At 62.2% G+C, this 25271-nt stretch carries 23 protein-coding genes; 13 read left to right on the top strand and 10 right to left on the bottom strand.

The window, feature by feature from the left end; translation table 11 throughout:
* Positions 1-148: 148 nt before the first annotated feature.
* From AF337_RS21225 to AF337_RS21245, 5 genes are all read left to right on the top strand, one after another.
* The gene (locus tag AF337_RS21225) at positions 149-1393 is read left to right on the top strand and encodes a BtaA family protein (RefSeq protein WP_049733657.1); all 1245 of its coding nucleotides are present in this window, start codon (positions 149-151) and stop codon (positions 1391-1393) included.
* The gene (locus AF337_RS21230; protein ID WP_049733658.1) at positions 1390-2064 is read left to right on the top strand and encodes a class I SAM-dependent methyltransferase; all 675 of its coding nucleotides are present in this window, start codon (positions 1390-1392) and stop codon (positions 2062-2064) included. Before AF337_RS21225 ends, AF337_RS21230 begins: the two co-directional genes overlap by 4 nt.
* Before the next feature lie 124 nt (positions 2065-2188).
* The gene (locus AF337_RS21235; RefSeq protein ID WP_049733659.1) at positions 2189-2986 is read left to right on the top strand and encodes a glycoside hydrolase family 25 protein; all 798 of its coding nucleotides are present in this window, start codon (positions 2189-2191) and stop codon (positions 2984-2986) included.
* A gap of 80 nt (positions 2987-3066) precedes the next feature.
* Complete coding sequence (locus tag AF337_RS21240) at positions 3067-4284, top strand: lytic murein transglycosylase (protein WP_049733660.1); 1218 nt, start codon at positions 3067-3069, stop codon at positions 4282-4284.
* Between the two features lie 132 nt (positions 4285-4416).
* Positions 4417-5322, top strand: a complete 906-nt coding sequence (locus AF337_RS21245; protein ID WP_049733719.1) for a DMT family transporter — start codon at positions 4417-4419, stop codon at positions 5320-5322.
* A 455-nt stretch (positions 5323-5777) separates the two neighbouring features.
* Here the strand turns inward: AF337_RS21245 and metF are convergent, their stop codons facing one another.
* From metF to AF337_RS21265, 4 genes are all read right to left on the bottom strand, one after another.
* Complete coding sequence (gene metF / locus AF337_RS21250) at positions 5778-6680, bottom strand: methylenetetrahydrofolate reductase [NAD(P)H] (protein WP_049733661.1); 903 nt, start codon at positions 6678-6680, stop codon at positions 5778-5780.
* A gap of 1 nt (position 6681) precedes the next feature.
* Positions 6682-7707, bottom strand: coding sequence for an ArsR/SmtB family transcription factor (locus AF337_RS21255; protein ID WP_049733662.1), 1026 nt, complete (start codon positions 7705-7707; stop codon positions 6682-6684).
* 162 nt (positions 7708-7869) lie between these two features.
* Entirely contained in the window at positions 7870-9519 is a 1650-nt protein-coding gene (ettA, locus tag AF337_RS21260) for an energy-dependent translational throttle protein EttA (RefSeq protein ID WP_049733663.1), read from the bottom strand.
* 99 nt (positions 9520-9618) lie between these two features.
* Positions 9619-10359 carry a ribonuclease T2 family protein gene (locus AF337_RS21265; RefSeq protein ID WP_049733664.1) on the bottom strand — a complete coding sequence of 247 codons (741 nt, stop codon included), beginning with the start codon at positions 10357-10359 and terminating at the stop codon, positions 9619-9621.
* Positions 10360-10518: 159 nt separating this feature from the next.
* On the opposite strand from AF337_RS21265, the gene AF337_RS21270 reads away from it, so the two are divergent.
* The 4 genes from AF337_RS21270 to AF337_RS21285 are packed head-to-tail and all read left to right on the top strand — an operon-like array spanning position 10519 to position 15317.
* Positions 10519-11463, top strand: a complete 945-nt coding sequence (locus tag AF337_RS21270) for an alpha/beta fold hydrolase (RefSeq protein ID WP_049733665.1) — start codon at positions 10519-10521, stop codon at positions 11461-11463.
* 17 nt (positions 11464-11480) lie between these two features.
* On the top strand, positions 11481-12437 hold the full coding sequence (locus tag AF337_RS21275; protein WP_049733666.1) for a DMT family transporter: 957 nt from the start codon (positions 11481-11483) through the stop codon (positions 12435-12437).
* Positions 12438-12453: 16 nt separating this feature from the next.
* Entirely contained in the window at positions 12454-13653 is a 1200-nt protein-coding gene (gene caiB, locus AF337_RS21280; protein ID WP_049733667.1) for a succinate--glutarate CoA-transferase, read from the top strand.
* Positions 13650-15317 carry a thiamine pyrophosphate-binding protein gene (locus AF337_RS21285; protein ID WP_049733668.1) on the top strand — a complete coding sequence of 556 codons (1668 nt, stop codon included), beginning with the start codon at positions 13650-13652 and terminating at the stop codon, positions 15315-15317. Before caiB ends, AF337_RS21285 begins: the two co-directional genes overlap by 4 nt.
* Positions 15318-15359: 42 nt before the next feature.
* Here AF337_RS21285 and AF337_RS21290 read toward each other — a convergent pair whose 3' ends face one another.
* The 3 genes from AF337_RS21290 to AF337_RS21300 all read right to left on the bottom strand — a co-directional run bounded on the left by AF337_RS21290 (position 15360) and on the right by AF337_RS21300 (position 17027).
* On the bottom strand, positions 15360-15704 hold the full coding sequence (locus AF337_RS21290) for a RidA family protein (protein ID WP_049733669.1): 345 nt from the start codon (positions 15702-15704) through the stop codon (positions 15360-15362).
* 73 nt (positions 15705-15777) lie between these two features.
* Positions 15778-16116 carry a protein tyrosine phosphatase family protein gene (locus tag AF337_RS21295; RefSeq protein ID WP_049733670.1) on the bottom strand — a complete coding sequence of 113 codons (339 nt, stop codon included), beginning with the start codon at positions 16114-16116 and terminating at the stop codon, positions 15778-15780.
* A gap of 71 nt (positions 16117-16187) precedes the next feature.
* Entirely contained in the window at positions 16188-17027 is an 840-nt protein-coding gene (locus AF337_RS21300; RefSeq protein WP_049733671.1) for a DUF4432 family protein, read from the bottom strand.
* A gap of 255 nt (positions 17028-17282) precedes the next feature.
* Between AF337_RS21300 and AF337_RS21305 the strand changes: the two genes are divergently transcribed.
* The 4 genes from AF337_RS21305 (at position 17283) to AF337_RS21320 (ending at position 21561) form a co-directional block, all read left to right on the top strand.
* The gene (locus AF337_RS21305) at positions 17283-18683 is read left to right on the top strand and encodes a L,D-transpeptidase (protein ID WP_049733672.1); all 1401 of its coding nucleotides are present in this window, start codon (positions 17283-17285) and stop codon (positions 18681-18683) included.
* Positions 18684-18910: 227 nt separating this feature from the next.
* Positions 18911-19882, top strand: coding sequence for an aliphatic sulfonate ABC transporter substrate-binding protein (locus tag AF337_RS21310; protein ID WP_049733673.1), 972 nt, complete (start codon positions 18911-18913; stop codon positions 19880-19882).
* Positions 19883-19964: 82 nt separating this feature from the next.
* On the top strand, positions 19965-20804 hold the full coding sequence (locus AF337_RS21315) for an ABC transporter permease (RefSeq protein WP_049733674.1): 840 nt from the start codon (positions 19965-19967) through the stop codon (positions 20802-20804).
* 1 nt (position 20805) lies between these two features.
* Positions 20806-21561 (top strand): ABC transporter ATP-binding protein, encoded by a 756-nt coding sequence (locus AF337_RS21320; protein ID WP_049733675.1) that lies wholly within the window; start codon positions 20806-20808, stop codon positions 21559-21561.
* A gap of 56 nt (positions 21562-21617) precedes the next feature.
* Here AF337_RS21320 and AF337_RS21325 read toward each other — a convergent pair whose 3' ends face one another.
* The 3 genes from AF337_RS21325 to AF337_RS21335 form a co-directional block, all read right to left on the bottom strand.
* Positions 21618-22316: a ParA family protein gene (locus AF337_RS21325; protein WP_049733676.1), complete on the bottom strand. Its 699-nt coding sequence runs from the start codon at positions 22314-22316 to the stop codon at positions 21618-21620.
* A 231-nt stretch (positions 22317-22547) separates the two neighbouring features.
* Positions 22548-23699 (bottom strand): iron-containing alcohol dehydrogenase, encoded by a 1152-nt coding sequence (locus tag AF337_RS21330; RefSeq protein ID WP_049733677.1) that lies wholly within the window; start codon positions 23697-23699, stop codon positions 22548-22550.
* Positions 23696-25081: an aldehyde dehydrogenase family protein gene (locus AF337_RS21335; RefSeq protein ID WP_049733678.1), complete on the bottom strand. Its 1386-nt coding sequence runs from the start codon at positions 25079-25081 to the stop codon at positions 23696-23698. Before AF337_RS21335 ends, AF337_RS21330 begins: the two co-directional genes overlap by 4 nt.
* Positions 25082-25271: the final 190 nt, after the last annotated feature.

A 25271-nucleotide genomic window follows, 5' to 3' on the forward strand; every position in this document is an offset into this window, starting at 1 on the left:
CGGAAAGAGGCCGCAGCGAAGAAGAGCTGCCCTCGCGATCACTTTACCAGGAGGCGATCCTCCCGGCGAACGGCGCCCCACAGCCCACGTCATCAAACTGTAGCAGTGGCGCGCTACACGCCCTGAACGCTAAAAAGGTGACAGACTCATGTCAGAATTTGCACCGGATGCCGGCTTCCGCAAGAACCGGAAACTCAAGGACGCCCTTCTCCGCCACAAGGCTTTTTCGAAGGACGGTTTTTCCGAGCGTCTCTTCGGCCTTCTCTTCTCCGGCCTCGTCTATCCGCAGATCTGGGAGGATCCGGATCTCGACATGCAGGCGATGGAACTGAAGCCGAACCACCGCATCGTCACCATCGGCTCCGGCGGCTGCAACATGCTCGCCTATCTCTCCAAGGCGCCGGCCTCGATCGACGTCGTCGATCTCAACCCGCACCATATCGCGCTGAACCGTCTGAAGCTTGCCGCCTTCAAGCATCTGCCGGATCATGCCGATCTCGTCCGCTTCCTGGCGATGCCGAACGAGAAGTCGAACAGCCGCGCCTACGACCGGCATCTCGCCGCCAAGCTCGACGATGCGACGCGCAGCTATTGGAACGGCCGCAAGTTCGGCCGTCGCCGCGTCACCGTCTTCGACCGCAACATCTACGAAACCGGTCTGCTCGGCCGCTTCATCGGCGCGGCCCATCTTCTTGCACGCCTGCATGGCGTCAAGCTGCGCGAGATGACCAAGACCCGCTCGATCCGCGAGCAGCGCCAGTTCTTCGAAGAGCAGATCGCGCCGCTGTTCGAAAAGCCGGTGGTGCGCTGGATCACCGGCCGCAAGAGCTCGCTCTTCGGCCTCGGCATTCCGCCGCAGCAATATGACGAGCTCGCAAGCCTTGCAGCCGATCATTCGATCGCACCGGTGCTGAAGCACCGCCTGGAAAAGCTCGCCTGTCATTTCCCGATGCGCGACAATTATTTCGCCTGGCAGGCCTTCGGCCGCCGCTACGGCACTGAAGAGGAAGGCCCACTGCCGACTTATCTGAAGTCGGAGCACTACGAGGTGATCCGCGCCAATGTCGACCGCGTCAACGTCCACCATGCAAGCTTCACCGAGCTTCTGGCCCGCGAGCCGGCCGCCTCGCGCGACCGCTACATCCTGCTCGACGCGCAGGACTGGATGACGGATGAGCAACTGAACGACGTCTGGCGGGAAATCACCCGCACGGCGCGCGAAGGCGCCCGGGTGATCTTCCGCACCGCGGCCGAAAAGAGCATCATCGAAGGCCGTCTGTCTCCCTCGATCCGCGACCAGTGGGATTACTTCGAGGAGAAGTCGCGCGAGCTGACGGCGCTTGATCGCTCGGCGATCTACGGCGGCTTCCACATTTACGGGAAGAAGGCGTGAGCAAGGTCGGCACCGAGACGGCAGGAAAGAGCGGCGAACATGCCAGCCTGATGGATGGCATGTACCGTTACCAGCGCCATATCTACGATCTGACGCGCAAATATTACCTTCTCGGCCGCGACAGCACGATCCGCAATCTCGACGTGCCCGAGGGCGGCACCTTGCTCGAAGTCGGCTGCGGCACCGGCCGCAACATGGCCTTTGCCCATCGGCATTTCCCCACCGCCAAGCTGTTCGGCCTCGACATTTCCCAGGAAATGCTGATTTCGGCGCGCAAGACCTTCGCCACCAAGGCGACGATCCCGGAATTCCGCGTCGCCGACGCCACGGCCTTCACGCCGCGCGAATTCGGCGTCAGCGGCTTCGACCGCATCCTGATTTCCTATGCCCTGTCGATGATCCCGGACTGGGAGCGCGCCGTCGATGCATCGATCGCGGCCCTCAACCCCGGCGGCCAGCTGCACATCGTCGATTTCGGCCAGCAGGAAGGCCTGCCCGGCTGGTTCCGCCGCATGCTGCAGTCATGGCTTGCAAAATTCCACGTCACCCCGCGCTCCGATCTGCGCGAGGTCCTGGAAGCGCAAGCCCATGAAAATAACGCGAGATTGGTGTTCGATACCGTCGGCGGCGGTTATGCCTGGCGGGCGGCCATTATCAGCAAGCGCTCATAATTCGCTTGAAACTAACCGATTTTTTACGTTGATATGGTGAAAAGAGGGTTATCCTCTGCCGACTCGTCTTTTCGAAGGTCAGGCTGTGGGGCAAAGAGATCATTCGGTTCACGACGGGATACCCATGCGCCGGCTTTTGTTTTGCGTTCTGCCTCTGGCCATTCTCCTGGCAGGCTGCTCCTCTTCTGGCCACGACTATCTCGAAACAGCATCGATCAAGCCGAAGACGCGCTTCAAGGATACCGATCCGCAGGACTTCGGCCCGAAGCATCCGCAGCAGAACGCGGTCCACGGCATCGATATCTCCAAATGGCAGGGCGATATCGACTGGGCAACGGTGAAAAATTCCGGCGTCGCCTTCGCCTTCATTAAGGCGACGGAAGGCAAGGACAGGGTCGATCCGCGCTTCGACGAATACTGGCGCGAGGCCCGCGCCGCCGGCATCCCGCACGCGCCCTATCATTTCTATTATTTCTGTTCATCGGCCGATCAGCAGGCCGACTGGTTCATCCGCAACGTGCCGAAGGAGGCCATGCGCCTGCCGCCGGTGCTCGACGTCGAATGGAACGCCGAATCGAAGACCTGCCGCTATCGTCCCGATCCGGAAACCGTGCGCGCCGAAATGCAGCGTTTCATGGACCGGCTGGAGGCCTATTACGGCAAGCGCCCGATCATCTACACCTCGGTCGATTTTCACCGCGACAATCTCGCCGGCTACTTCCAGGATTATCATTTCTGGGTGCGTTCGGTGGCAAAACATCCCGAGGTCACCTATTCCGACCGCCGCTGGGCCTTCTGGCAATATACCTCGACCGGCGTCATTCCCGGCATCAGCGGCCCCACCGATATCAATGTCTTTGCCGGCAGCGCAAAGAACTGGAACAATTGGGTCGCCGCCGTTTCCAAGGATAGAAATTCTTAGTAACGTCTTATGATGTTTCTTGCTTCCTCACATTCCTCTGTGAAAGCGACGGCAATCTGTTTGATATAAGGACCGCATCCATGCACCGCTCGCTCGCAAGCCGCTCTGCACTCGCCCTTCTGTTTGCCCTCGCCATCGCCGGCGGCGCGGCCGCCCAGCAGGCGCCGGACGCAGCCCCGGCCGCGCCCTGCGGCGGCGATCTCTCCGCCTTCCTCGAAGGCGTCAAGAAGGATGCAGTTGCCGCCGGCGCAAGTGCGGCAGCCGCCGACGCCGCCCTTGCCGGCGCCGAGATCGACCCCAAGGTTCTGAGCCGGGATCGGGCCCAGGGCGTCTTCAAGCAGACCTTCCTCGAATTCTCCCAGCGCACCGTCAGCCAGGCCCGCCTCGATATCGGCCGCCAGAAGATGAAGCAATATGCCGATGTCTTTGCCCGCGCCGAGCAGGAATTCGGCGTTCCCGCCGGCGTCATCACCGCCTTCTGGGCGATGGAAACCGATTTCGGCGCCGTCCAGGGCGATTTCAACACCCGCAACGCCCTGGTGACGCTGTCGCACGACTGCCGCCGCCCGGAACTCTTCCGCCCGCAGCTGATCGCCCTCATCGAGATGGTCCAGCACGGCGATCTCGACCCCGCCACCAATACCGGCGCCTGGGCCGGCGAGATCGGCCAGGTGCAGATGCTGCCGCGCGACATCATCGCCTACGGCATGGACGGCGACGGCGACGGTCATGTCCGCCTGAAGCAGAGCGGCCCGGACGCCATCCTGACAGCGGCGAAGTTCATCCAGCATCTCGGCTTCGAGCGCGGCCAGCCATGGCTGCAGGAAGTCACCCTGCCCGATAACCTGCCCTGGGAGAAATCCGGCCTTGGCGGCACGATGAAGGCGGGCGACTGGTTCGCCCTCGGCGTCAAGCCACGCGATGACAATACCGCCTTCGGCAACCTCGAAGGCGACCTCGTTCTGCCGCAGGGCCGCATGGGACCGGCCTTCATTGCCTACCCGAATTTCAAGATCTATCTCGAATGGAACAAGTCGTTCATCTACACGACTTCGGCCGCTTATTTCGGGACGCGGCTTTCCGGCGCCCCGACCTATCTCAAGGGCGTGCCGGAGCAGGGGCTCGCCAACGACCAGATGAAGACGCTGCAGACCAAGCTGCAGTCGCTCGGCCATGATGTCGGCGAGATCGACGGCATCCTCGGCTCCGGCACGCGTGTCGCGATCCAGAAAGAGCAGCAGCGCCTCGGCATGCCGGCCGACGGCTGGGCGACGCCTGCCCTTCTCAACGCTCTCTGATCGCCGCCGACACCTTACCGTCACCCGCTTCGCAAGAAACGGGTGGCGCGGTTCGCCGTCTGCGCTAAGCATCAGCTCGGAAAGCCGGTGCCTGTTTTGGCAACTGAGCGGCTTGTGGTGGAGGAACCCGGCGTGGACAGCAGAATGAATGCTTGGACCTGGAGCCTGCTGATGCTGCTCGGCCTGATCTGGGGCGCCTCCTTCTTCTTTGCCCGCATCGCCGTCCAGCACGTGCCGCCGCTGACCCTCGTTTTCCTGAGGCTGCTGCTCGCAGCGCTCGCACTGCATATCTATATCGCCGGCCGCTTCGACTTCTATTCGATCCTCAAAGCCCGCTGGCGCGAATTCCTGATCCTCGGGCTGATCAACAATGCCCTGCCGCATGCGCTGATCTTCTTCGGGCAGACCCGCATCGGCGCCGGCCTTGCGGCAATCCTGAATGCGACGACGCCGATCTGGACCGTGCTGATCGCCAATTACTTCACCTCGGACGAGAAACTGTCGTCGGCAAAGATCGCCGGCTGCCTCGTCGGCCTCGCCGGAACGATCGTGCTGATTGGCCCCGGCATCTCGGCCGGCGGAGAAGCACCGCTCTGGGCGCTGCTTCTCCCGGTGCTTGCCGCCATCTCTTATGGTTTCGCCGCCACCTACGGCAAACGATTCAAGAATGTTCCGGCCCCGGTCACCGCTGCCGGCCAGTTGACCGCCTCCTCGCTGATCGCGCTGCCGCTGTCGCTGCTCGCAGATCGCCCCTGGGCGCTGGCCGCGCCGCCGATCGATGCGCTGCTGGCCATCCTGGCGCTGGCGCTGCTCTCGACCGCTTTCGGCTATATCCTCTATTTCCGGATCATGGCGGCGGCGGGCGCCACCAACGCCTCGCTCGTCACCCTGCTGGTGCCGCCGAGCGCCATCCTTCTCGGCGTGCTTTTCCTGGGCGAAAGGCTCACACCCGGCGAATTCGCCGGCATGGCGCTGATCGGTTTCGGCCTCGTCATTCTCGACGGCCGCGCCTATCGCCTGCTGGTGAAGACCACCTGATATCGGTTGCGAATTCCACGTGTTTTCAACCAGTTGACCATTCGCCATGTTTTCGGCGCATAGGTAAACCGGCCATCGCCGAATTTAACGGCATGTTAAAATCTGTGAACAAAAAATTATCGAATATAATCGATTAGTTTCAAAGGCTTGCCGAGAGGCCTATCGACTTATCCGCCGCATCCTTCTGCAGCGCAGCATAGAATCCGCTTCCCAACCGACATATTTCAGACATATTATTGGCCGGTTAACGCGAGGAGACAGACATGGGACTCACGCAATCCTTGAATGTTCTGTTGGTCAGTGCAGCGTTTGCTTTCGTCTTGTCCATGCTCTTCATCTGAGCTGGCCGACGAGAGCGGAATGACTGGTAGTACCTGAACTCCCCTGATCAATCCGCCAATGAAAAAGCGCATGTCCCGCCCGACATGCGCTTTTCACTTTTTCAACCGTATAGATCAGGCGGCGGCGCCCGCACTTTTTGCCGCGCGGCGGGAAAAGCCGAGATTGTCGAGCACGGCGGAAACCAGCGGCGCACGGTTCATCGTGTAGAGATGGAACTCATGGATGCCGCGCCGGACGAGATCCTCGATCTGTTCGGCGGCGACATCGGCTGCGACCTTCGCCCGCTCCTCGGGCTTGTCGTCGAAGCCGGCGAAGCGCTCATCGAGAAAGGCCGGGATGATCGTGCCGCAGGCGCCGGCGAAACGCTTCAGCTGCGTCAGGTTCTGGATCGGCATGATACCGGGCACGACGGGGATCGAGACCCCGGCAGCGCGCACCTTCTCCAGGTAGCGCTCGAAATTGTCGTTGTCGAAGAAGAACTGTGTCAGCGCCCGGTCGGCGCCGTTATCGGCCTTGCGCTTCAGCATGTCGATATCGGCAGCCGTGTCACGGCTTTCCGGGTGCTTTTCCGGATAGGCGGAAACCGAAATCTCGAAATCACCGACCGCCTTGAGGCCGGCCACCAGCTCGGCCGCATTGGCATAACCGCCGGGATGCGGCTGGTAGGGCGCGCCGGCGCCGCCGGGCGCATCGCCGCGCAGCGCCACGAAATGCGTGACGCCGACTTTGCGGAACGTCTCGATCATCTGGTGCGTCTCTTCCTTCGTCGCACCGACGCAGGTCAGGTGCGAAGCGGTGGCGAGCGGCGTCTGCGACAGGAAACGCGTGACGGCAGTCAGCGTCGGGGCCTTGGTGGTGCCGCCGGCGCCATAGGTCACCGAGACGAAATCCGGGTCCCAGTCCTGCAGCTTGCTGACCGTCTCCCAGAGCTGGCCTTCCATCTCCTCCGATTTCGGCGGGAAGAATTCGAAGGAAATCCCGATGTTGCGGCCGCGTGCCTCGTTATTCAAAGCCATGTCATACTCTCCCGGCAAATGTAGGTTCGGCGCCTTCGCTTAGTTGCGAAGCCATCAGGCGCCTCGGATCGCGCGCGAGCCAGACGGTGACCGTCAACCCCTGCCCGCTTTGCTGACCCGGATGAAGGTCGACGACCTGCTCGACGTCGAGCCCGGCCCTGTGCAGCCAGTCGGATATCGCCTGGTGCGAGAAACCGAGACGGACATGCGCATGCTCGTCGCGAAGATATTCGAGCGCGTGCGGCGCAAGGTCGATGACCACGAGCCGGCCGCCCGGCCGCAGCATGCGCGCCGCTTCCGTGATCGCAATCTCCGGCTGATCGAAGAAATGCAGCACCTGATGGATCGTCACCAGGTCGAAATCCTGGGCCTCGAACGGCAGGTTCAGGATATCGGCGTGACGGACGGTGGCCTTGGTGATGCGGGACTTGTCGAGATTGGCGCGCGCCACGCTCAGCATGTCGCGGCTGGCATCGACACCGATCGCCCGGCGGTAAAGCCCGGAAAGAAGCTCGAGGATGCGGCCGGTGCCGGTGCCGAGATCGAGCAGCGAATCGATCGGCTGGCTGCCGAGCAACCGAATGACGGCGGCATCGACCTCTTCGTCGGCCGCGTGCAGGCGGCGAAGCTCGTCCCACTCAGCCGCATTGCGGCTGAAATAGGCCTGTGCCCGCTCGGCCCTCTGGCGCTTGACCTGCGACAGCCGCTCGCCGTCACGAAGCACGGTCGGATCGTTCTCGGAGACATGCTTCAGCAAGGCCCGCACCAGCATGGCCGCCTTTCCCTCCTGCTTGAGGCGGAAATAGGCCCAGGCGCCTTCCTGGTAGCGTTCGATCAGTTCGGCCTCGCCGAGCAGTTTCAGGTGGCGGGAGATGCGGGGCTGGGATTGGCCGAGAATTTCGGTAAGATCGGTCACCGTCAGATCGCCGCCGTCGAGAAGCGCCAGAAGACGCAGGCGCGTGGGCTCGCCGGCCGCCTTCATGACGTCCACCAGCGCATCCAGTCCAAGCTTCAAGGGTTCGCTCATCTTCGATCCAATCAAGATATAAAGATATCTTTATGTGATTTGGATGACGGTGGCAAGCGGCAATTCGCACGCGAGCGAAATTGCCTGCTCAAATTGCGACAAGGCAGAATGTGAAAAAGCCCCGGTAGAACCGGGGCTTCTCGACGGCAAAAACGGCGGCGATCAGCGTGTCAGGCGCTTATGGGCCTGGCTGCCCGGGTTGAGGGCATCGGGACCAAGGCGGCGAACCTTGTCCTGCTCATAATCCTCGAAGTTGCCTTCGAACCATTCGACATGGCCTTCGCCTTCGAAAGCCAGGATGTGCGTCGCCAGGCGGTCGAGGAACATGCGATCGTGGCTGATGATGATGGCGCATCCGGCAAACGCCTCAAGCGCGCTTTCGAGCGCACCCAAGGTTTCCGTATCGAGGTCGTTGGTCGGTTCGTCGAGCAGCAGAACGTTGCCACCTGCCTTCAGCATCTTGGCAAGGTGAACGCGGTTGCGCTGGCCGCCGGAGAGGTTGCCGACCTTCTGCTGCTGATCGCCGCCCTTGAAGTTGAAGGCGCCGCAATAGGCGCGGGAGTTCATATCGAACTTGCCGAGCTTGATGACTTCGGCGCCGCCCGAGATTTCCTCCCAGACGGTCTTGCTGCCGTCAAGTGCATCGCGGCTTTGGTCGACATAACCGAGATGGACCGTCTCGCCGATGCGGACCGATCCTGCATCAGGCTTTTCCTGGCCGGTGATCATGCGGAACAGCGTCGTCTTGCCGGCGCCGTTCGGGCCGATGATGCCGACGATGCCACCCGGCGGCAGCTTGATCGACAGGTCGTTGATCAGCGTGCGGCCTTCGAAGCCCTTGGTGATGCCTTCCATCTCGATGACCACCTGGCCGAGCCGCTCGCTGACCGGGATGATGATCTGGGCGTCGCCAGGGCGCTGCTTTTCGGCCGCCTCCACCAGCTGTTCGTAAGACTTGATACGCGCCTTGGATTTGGCCTGACGCGCCTTCGGGCTGGAGGCGATCCATTCCTGTTCGCGGCTGATCGCCTTCTGGCGGCCGGCCTCTTCCCGGTTTTCCTGCTGCATGCGCTTGGCCTTGGCGAGCAGGTAGGCCGAGTAATTGCCTTCGTAGGGAATGCCGCGGCCGCGGTCGAGTTCGAGGATCCAGCCGGTGACGTTGTCGAGGAAGTAGCGATCGTGAGTGATCATCATCACGGCACCCGGATAGTCGCGCAGATGCTTTTCGAGCCAGGCAATCGTCTCGGCGTCGAGATGGTTGGTCGGTTCGTCGAGCAGCAGCAGATCCGGCTGCGAAAGCAGCAGGCGGCAGAGCGCGATACGGCGGCGCTCGCCACCGGAAAGGCTGGTGACATCGGCGTCGCGCGGCGGGCAGCGCAGCGCTTCCATCGCCATCTCGACCTGGCTTTCCAGATCCCAGAGGTTCTGGCTGTCGATGATGTCCTGAAGCTTGGCTCCCTCTTCCGCCGTCTCGTCGGAATAGTTCATCATCAGTTCATTGTAGCGCTCGAGCACCGCCGTCTTCTTGGCAACGCCTTCCATGACGTTTTCGAACACCGTCTTGTTGGGATCGATGTGCGGCTCCTGTTCGAGATAACCGACCGTGGCACCCTCGGCGAGCCAGGCTTCGCCGGTATACTCCTTGTCCTGGCCGGCGATGATGCGCAGCACAGTGGATTTACCGGCGCCGTTCGGCCCGAGAATACCGATCTTGGCATCCGGGTAGAAGGAAAGGTGGATGTTCTCCAGGATCTTCTTGTTGCCATAGGCCTTGTTGAGGCCGGACATATGATAGATGAACTGACGTGCCATGACTGCGCTGCTCCGGGCGGGAAACTTCGATCGTGCCGCTATGTAGGCGAAACAGCGCCTGCGGGCAACGCCGAAACCCGGTTTACGCAGGATTTCCGGTCAGAAGCCCGCAGCGTCGACGACGCCCTCGTCGCAGCCGAACGTCGTTTTTCCCGCCCCCTGGATCAGATCGCCAAGCCCGGTGCCTTTCGCCGACGCCGCCCCGGCGGCCTCCGAAAGCCCGATCGTCAACCCGCTGACCATCTTGACATTGCCGACCCGTCGGCAGCTCATCTTGACGCGGTCGCCGGCACCCGGCCCGAAGCTCTTGTCGAAAGCCGCCTTGATCGCCTCGGCCTTAACAGGCTTGCCGATATTGGCGGCGAAGAGATCGCGCACGGCCGAGGTGTTGAGCGCGCCGAGAAGATGTACGCCAACGCCGAAATAATCCTCGGCGCTCATTTTCGTGCAGGTGCCGTGCTTGACCCATTCATGCCGTTCCAGGCCGGATTGCGTGCCGGGCATCGCTTTTGCCAGCGCCGCCTGCGTCTCGGCCGACAGCGTGACCGCCGGCAATGTGCTCCACTTGCCATCCTTGTCGGCGGCCTTTTGCTCGGCGCTCACGCCGCAATAATTCTGTCGCATCGGCCAGAGCCCGTGCAACGAAAAATTCGTCGCGTCGGGGCGCTCGCCGGTCTGGCTCGCACATTCGGCCTTCTTCTGGTTCGTCTGGCAAAAGGCCGGCTGCCAGCTTGCCGAAAGAATAAAGCGGGTCGCCCCACTGCCCTCCTGCGCGAAAGCGCCACCGGCAAGAACCATCGATACGGCGAACGCCGCGCTACGCAACTGCATGCTGCTCATTTCAACCCCCAAAAAAGAACAATACAGGAACAAATAAGCACGAAGATTAAAAGCCCGCAACCCTGAATCGTGGCAGGAACGCAATTTGTTATCGGATAGCCCCGGAACCGGTGTTGCTTTTGGGCGGCGATCTGGTCTGTTGCCGCGAGGAGGATCCAGATGTTTTCTGAAACGCAATGGCTCGCCGCGCCGGGCGCGTCGCTCGCCTATCATCATGCCGAGGCCGCCGGCCCGGCCCGCGGCATCCTGTTGATATCACACGGCCTCGCCGAACATTCGAAACGCTATCGCGCCTTTGCCGAGGCGATGGCGGCGCGCGGCTATCATGTCTACGCCCATGACCACCGCGGCCACGGCGAGACGACGGCGCCCGACGCGCCGATCGGCTGCTTCGCCCGGCGGGACGGCGTCGAAAAAGTGATCGGCGACGTCCTTGCCATGCGCGCCCATGCGCTCTCGCGCCATCCCGGCCTGCCGGTGATCCTCTTCGGCCATTCGATGGGGGGCCTGATCGCCCTCAATGCCGCGGTCACGGCGCCTTCCGATTTCGACGCCGTCGCCGTCTGGAATTCGAATTTCGCCGTCGGCCTTGCCGGCCGCGCCGCCCAGGCGATCCTGCTTGCCGAACGCATGCTGAAGGGCTCCGACGTGCCGAGCGGCCTGTTGCCGAAACTCACCTTCGCAGCGTGGGGGAAATCGATCCCCGCCCACCGCACCGAGTTCGACTGGCTGTCGCGCCGTCCCGATGAAGTCGACAAATATATCGCCGATCCGCTCTGCGGCTTCGACGCCTCGGTCTCGCTCTGGCTCGATCTCTTCGAACTGACGTTTCGCGCACCGCAGAAGCTTCATCTGGATCGGCTGCCCCGCGACCTGCCGTTCCACCTCGTCGGCGGCGGAGAAGACCCGGCGACGGAGCGCGGAAAAGCCGTGCTCTGGCTGTCAAACCATTTGAAAGCCAGCGGTTTCTCTCGTATCAGCACTGAGATATATCAGGACATGCGGCACGAAACGCTGAATGAGATCGGCGCGGATGCTGCAACCGCCGCCTTCGCGGACTGGTGCGACGAGGCCGTCGCCAGATTGCAAACGGCAAGATCCTGAGCCAGAGAGATTTCATCATGAGCAGCACCTCCGCCCGCCCCGTTTCCTCAGCCTCCGAGGTGACGACGGGGCTTGCGCTGATGTTCCTTTCGGTGATGTTCTCGCCGCTGATCGATATCTTCGCCAAGCTCGCCGTCGTCACCATCCCCTCCGCTGAAGTCACCGCCGGCCGTTTCGTCGTGCAGGCGCTGTGCATGCTGCCGATCGTCATATGGCGGCGCACCTTTGCCGATTTCTCCTGGCGCCAGAGCCTGTTCCATGCCATCCGCGGCTTGATCATCACCGTCTCGATGATCTCGTTCGTCACCACGCTGAAATACATGGCGGTCGCCGACGCGATTGCGATCTTTTTCGTCGAGCCGATCATGGTGACGATCCTCGGCGGCATCTTTCTCAAGGAGACGATCGGCTGGCGGCGTTATACCGCCTGCGGCGTCGGCTTTTTCGGGGCGATGCTGATCATCCAGCCGAGTTTCCAGGAGGTCGGCTATATCGCCCTCCTGCCCGTCGTCAGCGCGCTCTGCATCGCGACCTTCGTGCTGATGACCCGCGTCCTGTCGCACCGGGAAGACCCCTGGGCGATGCAGTTCCAGATGGGCATCTGGGGCCTCCTCTTCTGCACCATCCTGCTTTTTGCCGGCGAAGGAAGCGGCTCCGATCTCTTTGATCCCGTCATGCCCGAAGGCAGCGCCTGGTTCTACGTCGCCGGCGTCGGCGCCATGGCCGCAATTGCGGGCATCTTCGGCGTCTATGCCTATCGCACCGCACCCGCCTCGACGCTGGCGCCGCTGCAATATTTCGAAATCGTCTCGGCGACGATCTTTGCCTGGCTGGTTTTCGGCGACTTTCCGGATGCGATCAAATGGCTCGGCATCGCCATCATCATGGCATCGGGCTTGTACATCATCTGGCGCGAGCGCCGCTTTGCTTCAAAGCCTGTATCCGATACATCTGAGGCGACGCTGGTGCCGTAAAAATCGACGAGGGAATATGACGCAGACCACGAAAAGGCCGCCGCTTGCAGGCATCCGGGTGATTGAGCTTGCCCGCGTGCTGGCCGGCCCGTGGGCGGGGCAGATACTCGCCGATCTCGGCGCCGACGTCATCAAGGTCGAAAACCCCGACGGCGGCGACGATACGCGCCAATGGGGTCCGCCCTTCGTCGAAGGCGCCGACGGCGACAATCTTTCGGCCGCCTATTACCACGCCGCCAATCGCGGCAAACGCTCCGTCACCGCCGACCTGAGAAGCCCCGAAGGCCAGGAGCTCGTCCGCCGCCTGGTTGCGTCAGCCGATGTGGTGATCGAGAATTTCAAGCTCGGCGGCCTCGTCAAATACGGGCTCGACTACGACAGCCTGCGCAAGGTGAACCCGAAACTCGTCTATTGCTCGATCACCGGCTTCGGCCAGACCGGCCCTTACGCCAGCCTCGCCGGCTATGATTACATCGTCCAGGGCATGTCCGGCTTCATGTCGATCACCGGCGAGCCGGACGGCCAGCCGATGAAGGCGGGCGTGGCGATCGCCGATATCTTCACCGGCATCTATGCCGTCTCGGCGATAGAGGCCGCCCTGATCCACGCGCTCAAGTCGGGCGAAGGCCAGCTCGTCGACATGGCCCTGCTCGATGTGCAATCGGCCGTGCTGGCCAATCAGAACATGAATTACCTGGTCTCCGGCACAGCACCCACCCGCCTCGGCAATGCCCATCCGAATATCTCGCCCTATGAGGTCGTGCCGGCGGCGGACGGTTATCTTATCCTCGCAGTTGGAAACGACGGCCAGTTTCGCCGCCTCTGCAGCATTCTCAGCCTGGATGCGATTGCCGGCGACGAACGTTTCGCCACCAACAAGGCCCGGGTCGCCAATCGCGGCGAGGTTCGCCGTCTCATCTCCACCGAGACGCTGAAATGGCAGAAGGCGGATCTGTTGAAGGCCTGCGAGGAGAATGGGGTTCCCGCCGGCCCGATCAACACGATCGAAGAGATGTTCGCCGACCCTCAGGTACGAGCCCGCGGCCTGCGCATCGACCTTGCGGATGCCGCCGGCACCGTCATCCCGGGGGTCAGGACGCCGGTGGTGCTGTCGGAGACACCGTTGCGTTACACCAGGCCGAGCCCGCGTCTCGGCGAACACACCGAAGAAATTCTGGCGGAACTCGCCGAGCGCGAGAGGAAGGCATCGTCATGAAAAGAACAGGCGGGCAACTCATCGTCGAGGCGCTGAAGGCGAACGGCGTCAAGCGTCTGTCCTGCGTGCCGGGCGAGAGTTTCCTCGCCGTCCTCGACGCGCTGCGCGACAGCGAGATCGACGTCGTCGTCTGCCGCCAGGAGGGCGGGGCGGCAATGATGGCGGATTGCTGGGGCCGGCTGACCGGCGAACCCGGCATCTGCATGGTCACCCGCGGCCCCGGCGCCACCAACGCCTCCGCCGGCCTGCACATCGCCAAGCAGGATTCGATCCCGATGATCCTCTTCATCGGCCAGGTGCAGCGCGAAGCCCGCGAGCGCGAGGCCTTCCAGGAGGTCGAATTCCGCCGCGCCTTCACCGAATTCGCCAAATGGGTGGGCGAGATCGACGATGCCGCCCGCATTCCCGAATTCGTCACTCGCGCCTTCGCGATCGCCACCTCCGGCCGCCCCGGCCCTGTCGTACTGACGCTGCCGGAGGACATGCTGCGCGACGAGGTCGAGGCACCCCGCGCCAAGCGCTATGTCAGCGTCGAGGCCCATCCCGGTCGCCGCCAGATCGACGATCTCTATATCAGACTGCTGAAGGCCGAGCGGCCGCTGGTGATCCTTGGCGGCACGCGCTGGGATGCCGATGCCGTCGCCGATTTCGCCATCTTCGCCGAGCGTTTCCAACTGCCGGTCGGCTGCTCCTTCCGCCGGCAGATGCTGTTTGATCATCTCCATCCCTCTTATGCCGGCGATGTCGGCATCGGCATCAATCCTGTTCTGGCCAAGGAGATCAAGGAGAGCGACCTGCTGATCCTGCTCGGCGGCCGCATGTCGGAAATGCCGTCCTCGTCCTATACGCTGATCGATATCCCCTACCCCCAGCAATCGCTGGTGCACGTCTATCCCGATCCTTCTGAACTCGGACGCGTCTACCGCCCGGATCTCGCGATCTGCGCCGCTCCTGCCGATTTCGTCGCGGCCCTTGCCGATCTCGAAGCGCCGGCCGAGCCGCATTGGGCGGAGCGCACTGAGCGCATGCACCAGGCCTATCTTTCCTGGTCGAAGCCGCCGGCGACAGGTCCTGGCGCCGTTCATATGGGACCGATCATGGAGTGGCTGGAAGCCAATACCGGACCGGAAACGATCTTCACCAACGGCGCCGGCAACTATGCCACCTGGCTGCACCGCTTCCATCGTTTCCGCCGCTTCAATACTCAGGCCGCACCCACCTCAGGCTCGATGGGTTACGGCCTGCCGGCCGCAGTCGCCGCCAAGCAGCTTTTTCCCGAGCGCGAGGTCATCTGCTTTGCCGGCGACGGCTGTTTCCTGATGCACGGCCAGGAATTCGCCACTGCCATCCGCTACGGCCTGCCGATCATCGCAATCGTCGTCAACAACGGCATGTACGGCACGATCCGCATGCATCAGGAGCGCGAATATCCCGGCCGCGTCAGCAGCACCGACCTGACCAACCCTGATTTCGCCGCCCTTGCCCGCGCCTATGGCGGCCATGGCGAGACGGTGGAAAGCACCGCGCAATTCGCCCCGGCCTTCGAGCGGGCGCGCGAAAGCGGCAAGCCCGCAATTATCGAAGTCAAACTCGATCCCGAGGCGATCACGCCGACACGCACGCTCTCGGAAATCGCGCAAACAAAAAAGCCGGTAAGTCCGTGAGTCCACGCACCTACCGGCTTTGATGCAGCGCTGCGGCGACGATCAGTCGATGGCGGCCGTAACGATAAACTCGACCTTGTATTTCGGCGCAGCGAGCTTGGCTTCGCTGGTGGCGCGGGCGGGCGGATTGGCCGGATCGATCCAGGCTTCCCAAGCGGCGTTCATCTCGGCGAAATAAGCGATGTCGGAGAGATAGACGAGGGTCTGCAGGATCTTCGATTTGTTGCTGCCCGATGCAGCCAGCAGGCGGTCGACTTCGGCAAGCGAGGACTTGCACTGATCGGTGACGCTTTCGCCCTCGCCGACCTGGCCTGCGAGATAGACCGTGTTGCCGTGAATGACGGCGCCGCTCATGCGCGCGCCGACGTCGATACGCTTAATGCTCATCATAGTCTCCTGAGTGAATGGAAGGTGGCGGCGCTGCGGTGCAGCGCCGGAAAATCGGCAGCCGGACGGGACCTTAGCTGCGGATATGGTGGGTCTTCTGGTAGATCGCCGTCGAGCGGGCGCCGGAGCGGCAATAGCCGAGCATCGGCCGCGGGAATTCGTCGAGCGCATCGACCATACCCTGCACGGCTTCCTCGGTCACGCCCATCGGGCCGACAGGCACATGGGCGATATCGAGATCGAGCTCCTTGGCGCGCGCCTCAATGACAGAGAACGACGTCTGATCGGGGCTTTCATGATCCGGGCGGTGGCAGACGATCGATTTGAACCCCAGCGCCTTGATCTCGTCGAGGTCCTCGGGCGTGATCTGACCCGAAACCGAATATTCATCGTCGATCTGGCGAATATCCATCGTCCTGTCTCCTCAAAAATGGTGGGCTGAAGGTCTACGACGCAGCTTGGCAAGCGTCAACAACCCTTCGCTCACAGGAAGGCAAAGCTCAGCCCATAGCTGCGGCTCTCGCCTGATGCCAGCATGTTGAATTCGCCGGCCGCCTGAAGCTCGTCGCGCGTGACCCAGCGATGCGAAACCGGCTCGATGCCGATAATATGGGCCGGCGCCTTCTGGTTCCGCCAGACCTGCAGATAGGGCAGCGTATCGGCGCGGAAGCGCACGCGGAGCGTCCTGCCGCCGATCGCGGCAATCGGCCCGAGGCGGATTTCCGCCAGGCCCTCCTCCGTTGCCGGCGCCGGCACGCAGAAGATGCTGCCCGGCTCCTCGCCGAACGTCCAGGGGAAACCGCCATTCTCCAACATCGGTCCTTCCAGCCGCGTGCCCTCGTCCAGCCATTTGCCGCCGGTGTTCATGTGATACATCAGGAAGGTCGGCACCGCCTGATCGCTGGTATTGACGACCCGGTCGTCGAGCCGCACCTCGCCGGTCGCCCCATCGATCCGCCACAGCCGCTCGATGCGCTGCGGCAGTCCCTCGACGGTGATAATGTCGATATCGGCGCGGCATTCGGCATTGCCGTTCTCGTATTTCGTCCACAGCACCTTGGCCGCATGGCCGGAGGCCGATCCGTGCAGCGGATAGACCTTGCCGTCGGTCCGCCCGGCGATCGGCTGGCGGTGGCGGATATGGTCCGGCCCGCAGGTGAACAGGAAGCCTTCGAGCGAGTGATCGATTCGCGGGTCGCCATCGTCGGGAATGGCGCGCTTCGGCGCGATATCGACGCCTTCGACGATGCAGCCGCCGATATCCAGCACCGATGTTTCATCGAGCATCAGGCGCGGCCCGCTTGCAGCGGCAAATTCGATCATCGCAGTCTCCTCAGGGGCTTATCGGCCGAGTAGCGTTAGATTTTGCGCCGTCTTTCGTCAATCGAACCCTTTTCCTCTCTTGCGCTTTTGCCGCAACCATGGATTTTGCGGAACTGACACGGAGACGCAAACGTTTATGCGTAAAAGGAAATCTTAGTGATTTTCATATTTTGTTCAGCACGGTTTCATAAATTCCACACTAGCGTCAAAATTCGCAGGTGTGTGTCGGCCCAGTCCCTGTTCGAGGTGTGAGACGTGAATCGCTTTTTGAAGTCGGCATTTTCGCTTGCGGCCGTGCTGGCAGCCATCGCGGCTGCAGCACCGCAGGCAAGCGCGCAGCAGTTCCGCGACCGCCGCCAGAGCGATGTCGTGCTGGTGACGCCGAACGGCGAAATCCTCGACTATGTCCCGCGCGGCTATATCTACGCCCGCGACCGCAGCGGCAACCGCGTGCTGATCGACGACTACGGCAATGTCGTCGCCACCGAGATGCGCGCCCGCGGCTATTATCCGCCGCGGCCCGGCCCGAGCGAGGTCAATGCAGACCAGAACGGCAACGATCCCTATTATGCCGACGACAACACCTCTGGCGACACGCGTTATTCCGAGCGCGGCGCGGTCACCGGCGGCATCCCGCGCGATGCGGCGATCGAACGCCAGCCGCTCGACGGCCAAGCCTATCCCGAGGACAACAGCATCGGCAATCCGCAGCCCGGCGACGACTATGCCTCGATCGATCCCGATCAGCAGCTCCCGCCTGCCGACGCGCCCAAGGCCGCGCCTGATGAACCCGTCATCACACTGAAAAACAAGTCGAAGCCGGAGATCGTTGCGCTGCAGGTCTTCCTCGACCGCGCCGGCATCTCGCCCGGTGTCATCGACGGCCATATGGGCTCGAACGTCACCAAGTCGGTCTATGCCTATGACCAGATGACCGGCTCCAAACTCGACCCGAACGACACCGACGCCATTCTGGAAGAGCTGCGCATGAACGGCGGCCTGCCGGTCGTCAGCTACACGATCACGCCGGCCGATGCCGCCGGCCCCTACGTCGCCGAGATCCCGGAAGACTATTCGCATAAGGCGCTGCTGCCGTCGCTGGCCTTTACCTCGACCACCGAAATGCTGGCCGAGCGCTTCCACATGGACGAGGCCTTCCTCAAGGAGATGAACCCGGGCGCCGATTTCAGCGTTGCCGGCACCGTCATCAAGGTCGTCAATCCGGGCGAGCCGAAAAGCGGCGAGGTTGCCCGCATCATCGCCGACAAGGGCCGCAAGCAGGTCTTTGCCTATGATAACGCCGGCAATCTCATTGCCGCCTATCCGGCATCGATCGGCTCCACCGACACACCCTCGCCGTCGGGCACCGTGACGGTCGAGCGCGTCGCGTTCAATCCCGGCTATACCTACAATCCGAAGATCAATTTCCAGCAGGGCGCCAACGACAAGATTCTCAACATTCCGCCAGGCCCGAACGGCCCCGTCGGCACCGTTTGGATGGCGCTCTCCAAGCCGACCTACGGCATCCACGGCACGCCCGAGCCCTCCAAGATCGGCCGCACCCAGAGCCACGGCTGCATCCGCCTCACCAATTGGGACGCGACCGAGCTTGCCAAGATGGTCAAGCCGGGGGTGACGGTCGAATTCGTCGATTGATCGGAATGCGTCTCCAGGCGGAATGAAGCCTGGTGAGGAACCATATCGAAGGGCCGGGATCGACCGCAGCGCGGTCGATCCCGGCCCTTCCTTTTTGACACAACAATCTAGCGGGAGCCGCTGCGGCAGTTCAAATTTGCTTCCCCCGTTTCAAAGTTTGGAACCTGAAAGCGCGCAAAAAGACATTAAATCTGTAGATTTAACAAAATAACAATTTTGGAGGTTGTATGAAATCGTTTGTTCGCCTGGCTTTGAGCCTGTTTGCGGGTTTGGTCGCAGTCGGCACGGGGGCGCGGGCTGCCGATATCTCGGAAATTCGCGTGGACTGGGCGACCTACAACCCGGTCAGCCTTATCCTGAAGGATGAAGGCATCCTGGAAAAGGAATTCGAAAAGGATGGGATCAAGATAACCTGGGTCCAGTCCGCAGGCTCAAACAAAGCCCTCGAATTTCTGAATGCCGGTTCTCTCGACTTCGGCTCGACCGCCGGTGCCGCCGCTTTGATCGGTCGCGTCAACGGCAATCCGATCAAATCCATCTACGTCTATTCGCGTCCGGAATGGACCGCGCTGGTAACACGCAAGGATACCGGCATAGCCAAGGTCGAGGACCTCAAGGGCAAGTCCATCGCCGTGACGCGCGGCACCGATCCGCACATTTTCCTGGTTCGCGCGCTTGCCGATGCGGGTCTCACTGAAAAGGACGTGTCGCTCGTCCTGCTCCAGCATGCCGACGGCCGCCTTGCATTGAAGCGCGGTGACGTCGATGCCTGGGCCGGCCTCGATCCGATCATGGCCTCCGCCGAGATCGAAGACGGCGATGTGCTCTTCTATCGCAAGCCGGAAAACAACAGCTGGGGCGTTCTCAACGTGCGCGAGGAGTTTGCCGCCGCGCATCCCGATATCGTCAAACGCGTTCTTGCCTCCTACGAGAAGGCCCGCACCGAAGCTCTGAAAGACCCGGCCAAGCTGAAAGCCGCCCTCGTTGCCGCCACCAAGCTGCCCGATAGCGTGATCGAGCGCCAGTTGGAGCGCACTAACCTCGGCTATTCCGTGATCGGCGATGCCCAGCGCGAAACGATCGAGGCTGCGGGTCTTGCTCTTCAGAAGGCGGAGGTCATCAAAGCCGACGTCGATGTCAAACAGACCGTGTCGGCGCTGATCGACCCCAGCTATGCCTCCGCAGCGCTGGGCCAATAAAGCCATCATGCAGGTCGCCCGGAAGTGTGCAGCGGTTCCGGGAGAACGACATGCATCAAAACGAAAAACTAAAGGCATTCCCATGTCGTTGGTGGACATCGCGCTGTCATGGCACAACACCGAAACCACAAAGGAGACCCGGCAGCGCCGGGTCTCGCCTTTCGATCATCCGATCGTTGGGATGGTGTTTCCGGTTGCGCTGTTTGCCGCCTGGGAGATCCTCGTCCGCACGGGAGTGGTCGGGGGTCGTCTGATGCCTCCGCCCTCGAAAATTCTCTATACGGTCTATACGCTGGCGGCATCGGGAGATCTGACAACGCATGTCGGTGCGACGCTGCGCAGAGTGGCGATCGGTTTTGCCTTCGGGTCCCTGGCGGGGACTGCGCTCGGGGCCCTGACCGGCTACTCCAGATTGCTCGCACGCCTGCTCGATCCGACCCTGCAGGCCCTCAGAGCCATTCCGTCGATTGCCTGGGTGCCGCTGTTCATCCTGTGGTTCGGTATTTTCGAAGCCTCCAAAGTCGCCTTGATCGGCGTCGGCGTCTTCTTCCCGGTCTATCTCGGGGTCCATGGCGCCGTCGTCGGCGTTGACAGGCGCATCGTCGAGGTCGGCCGCGTCTTCCGGCTGTCCGGCTTCGACCTCGTTCGCCTGATCCTGCTGCCGGCAGTTCTACCCGACTATATCCTTGCCCTGCGCGCTGGCCTGGGTCTCGGTTGGATGTTCGTCGTCGCGGCGGAATTCATGGGCGCGTCGGAGGGCCTGGGCTATCTCCTGGTGGACGGTCAGCAGCTCGGAAAGCCGGATCAGATCCTTGCCGCTATCTTGATCTTTGCCATTGTCGGCAAGGCGACCGACAGCCTGCTTCTGATCGCAACGGCGCCATTTCTGCGCTGGCGTGACAGCCATGCGGGCGGGATCTGACATGCTCGATATCCGCTCTCTCTCCAAGATTTATCCCAACGGAACGCATGCGCTGCAAGATTTCTCCCTGAAGGTCGGAAAGGGGGAACTGATCGCAGTCATCGGCGGGTCGGGCTGCGGCAAGAGCACTCTTCTGCGGTTGTTATCGGGCCTGGAGGCGCCCACCCAAGGCGAGATCAGCCTGGAGGGACAGCGGCTGACGGAGCCGGACGCGCTCGTGAATATCGTCTTCCAGGAGCCCCGGCTTTTTCCCTGGCTGACGGTCGCGGGTAATATCGGTTTCGGCCTGCGTCATCTGGCAAGCGGCGAACGCGAAAAGCAGGTATCGGCAGCCCTGGAGAAGATCGGCCTTGCCGGCTATGAGAACCGCTGGATCAAGGAATTGTCCGGCGGGCAGGCTCAGCGTGTGGCCTTGGCGCGCGCGCTCGTAACGAAACCGTCCGTGCTTCTATTGGACGAGCCCTTCTCAGCACTCGATGCGATGACGCGCGCTGAACTCCAGGATCATCTGATCGATCTCTGGCGTTTGAATGCCACGACGATGCTGCTGGTCACCCACGATATCGAAGAGGCTGCTTTTCTCGCCGATCGCGTCGTCGTGATGTGCCCTTGGCCGGGCCGCATTCTCGAAGTGGTCGATGTCGGCTTGCCCCGGCAACGCAATCGCATGTCGGACGAATTGGCCGGAGTCAAAAGACGTCTTTCCGACCTTCTGGCGCATTCTCTCAATAATGGCGTCCGCACCGCAAGCCCCTGAAAACGAAATGCGTCGCTGGCGAACCGGACGCATTTCGTCTGAGGATGCGGAACCTGTCAGGCCGCCGTCGCCATCCGGGGCGATGCCGTCAGCCTGACCGGCAGTTTGCTCATTATTTCCTCGGCGAAACAGGTGGCGTTCTCGCGCGCCTTGTCGAGATTGCTGACGCGTGTGGGATCGATCGTGTGCAATGTGCCGCCACAGTCGAAGATGTCGCGGAAGGCGGAGCGCTCGATGATCGCGGTATCCAGCACCGGCACGTGCCGCTCGCTGAGCAGCGACTTGACGAGCTGCAGCGCCCTTGTCGTCACCATCGAGTTGACGCGGGTCAGCACCACCGAATGACCGATCTTGATGCCGGCCTTCTCGTCCAGATATTGCAGCAGTTCCAGCACCTGTGCACCGCCGCGCGCATCCATCGCACAGCCCTGGATCGGGATCAGCACATGGTCGGAAAGGCCGACGGCGGTGGCAAGCAGCGGATTGCGCGCGCCCGGCAGGTCGACGATGAAATAATCGGTATTGTGCTTGTTCTCGCTGATATGCAGCGGCAGCGAGGCGGTGGTCACGAAATCGATCACCGAAACATTGGGCACATGACCTGAGATCTCGTGCCAGCGCGAAATCCAGTGCTGCGGATCGGCGTCGAGAATGGTGACACGGTAACCCTTGCGGGCAAGCTCGGTGGCGAGCAGGAGAACAGCGGTGGTCTTGCCGGCGCCGCCCTTGGTGTTTGCGAATGTGATGACAGGCATGGTCAGTCCTCGGAAGGAAATGGTGCGAGCCGGAATCGCTCTTTTACGCACCATCGGAGCATCGTGCGGTTAATCCATCCTTTCTAATCATGGTTAACAAATTCCAAACACGCGCGCCGAAATTGCAGCCGGTATTTTTCACATCCCTAAAATTAGGGATGTCCCCCAAAATAAAAAAGCCCGGAAAGCCAAAGGCTTTCCGGGACAATCTGCGGGTCCGCTCTTATGAGTTCAGAAGCAATCCCTGAACAGGGCCTTGGTGTTTTCGAGCGTCATCGCAACTGGGTTGCCGCCCGCGCTCGGATCTTCGATCGCCATGGCCGACAATTCATCGATCCGGTCTGGAGCGATTCCCATCGCCGTCAGCGTCTCCGGCACGCCGAGTTCGGAGCGGAGCTTCAGCACGTAGTCGTAGAAGCCGTCGAAACCGCCTGATATGCCGAGATAAGCCGCCGCCCGGCCGATCTTCTCTTCGATCACTTTGCGGTTGAAGCGCAGAACCGCCGGCATGACAACCGCGTTGGTCATGCCATGGTGGGTGTTGTAGACGGCGCCGATCGGATGCGACAGCGCGTGGATGGCGCCGAGCCCCTTCTGAAAGGCGACCGCGCCCATGGCGGCAGCGGACATCATGTTGGCGCGGGCTTCGAGATCGGTGCCTTCCCGATAGGCGCGCGGCAGAAATTCCTTGACGAGCCGCATGCCTTCGAGCGCGATGCCGGCCGACATCGGGTGATAGAAGGGCGAGGAATAGGCTTCCAGGCAATGGGCAAACGCGTCCATGCCGGTGCCGGCCGTGATGATTTTCGGCATGCCGACGGTCAGTTCCGGGTCGGAGATGACGACTCCTGGCAGGAACTTCGGATGGAAGATGATCTTCTTCACATGCGTGACGGAATTGGTGATGACGCTGGCGCGGCCCACTTCCGAGCCGGTGCCCGCCGTTGTCGGCACGGCGACGATCGGGGCAATGCCCTCGACACTCGCACGCGTCCACCAGTCGCCGATATCCTCGAAGTCCCAGACCGGCCGGGTCTGGCCGGCCATGAAGGCGACGCACTTGCCGAGATCGAGGCCGGAGCCGCCGCCGAAGGCGACGACGCCGTCATGGCCGCCATCCTTGAAAGCCTTGACGCCGGCCTCGAGATTCCTCTCGTTCGGATTCGGATCGACATCGGCAAAGATCGCCCGGCCGAGGCCGGCATCTTCGAGGATATCGAGCGCGTTCTTGGTGATCGCCATCGCGGCAAGGCCGCGGTCGGTGACGAGCAGCGGCTTTTTGATGCCGAGGCTCTTGCAGGCGTCGGCCAGTTCCTTGATCCGGCCCCGGCCGAGCTTGACCGATGTCGGATAGCTCCAGTTTGCGGTGATGTTGCTGCTCATGCTGTGACTTTCTTCAGGTGGAAGGATTTCGGACGGGTCAGATTCTGGAAGCCGATGATCGACAGCGAGCCGCCGCGGCCGGTCTCCTTGACGCCGGTCCAGCAGAGCGCCGGATCGAGATAATCCGCGCGGTTCATGAAAACGGTGCCGGTTTCGATTTCGCGGCCAAGCCGCGCTGCCCGCTCGACATCTTTGGTCCAGAGCGAGGCCGTCAGCCCGTACTGGCTGTCGTTCATCAGAGCGAGCGCCTCCTCGTCGCTTTTCACCTTCATGATGCCGACCGCCGGACCGAAGGTCTCTTCGCGCATGAAGGCCATGGAATGGTCGACATTGACGAGAACCTGCGGTGCGAGATAGGCGCCGCCGTCATCCTGCGGAAAAAGCTTCGGGTCGACAAGCGCCTTCGCGCCCTTGGAAACCGCCTCGGCAATCTGCTCGCGCACCACCTTGGCGAAGCGCTTGTTCGCCATCGGCCCGAGCGACGTTTCGGGATCGAGTGGATTGCCGAGCTTGTAGTTGGACACCCAGGCAACCGATTTCTCGACAAAGGCGTCGTAAAGAGACTCGTGCACATAGACGCGCTCAATGCCGCAGCAGCACTGGCCGGAATTGTAGGTCGCGCCATCCATCAGCGTATCGACGGCCGCCTCGAGATCGGCGTCTTCCATGACGTAGCCCGGGTCCTTGCCGCCGAGTTCGAGACCGAGGCCGGTGAAGGTGCCGGCGGCGGCCCGCTCCATCGAGCGCCCGCCTTCGACCGATCCGGTGAAGTTGACGAAATTGAAGCTGCCGGCGGCAATCAGCGCCGACGTGGTCTGATGATCGAGGAAGACATTCTGGAACACGTCCTCTGGAACGCCGGCCTCGATGAAGGCCTGTACCAGGCGCTCGCCGACCAGCAGCGTCTGCGAGGCATGTTTCAGCACCACCGTATTGCCGGCCATCAGTGCCGGCGCGATCGTGTTGATCGCCGTCATATAGGGATAATTCCAGGGTGCGACGACGAAGACGACACCATGCGCCTCACGCTCGATACGGCGCTCGAAACGCTCGCTCTCCTCGACCACCAAAGGCGCCAGCGCATCGGCCGCGATCGAGGCGACATAGTTGGAGCGCTCGTTGAAACCCTTGTATTCGCCGCCGTACTTGATCGGCCGGCCCATCTGCCAGGCAAGCTCCGGCACAACCGTGTCGGACATCTCGTTCAGCCGTGCAGCACCCTTCAGGACAAGCTGAACACGCTCTTCAAGCGGCCGTCTCGCCCAGGCCTTCTGCGCTTTGCGGGCCCGCGCCACCACATCCTTGGCAGCGTCGAGCGAAAGTGCGGCGCGCTCGGCGTAGACCGACCCGTCAATCGGTGAAATGCATTGGATCATTGCCATGATCGATTTCCGTCCTCGTATTGATCAAAAATTCCGTCGAGGGCCATAGCCCCTCATCCGCCTGCCGGCACCTTCTCCCCGTAAACGGGGCGAAGGGGGATAGCCGCACCCTCTCCGGCCCTCGCCAACGTCTCGCAGGGCAAGTCCCTCTCCCCGTTTACGGGGAGAGGGTTAGGGTGAGGGGCAAGCC

The sequence above is a fragment of the Rhizobium ecuadorense genome, assembly GCF_001187535.1.
In the GTDB taxonomy this organism is placed as follows: domain Bacteria; phylum Pseudomonadota; class Alphaproteobacteria; order Rhizobiales; family Rhizobiaceae; genus Rhizobium; species Rhizobium ecuadorense.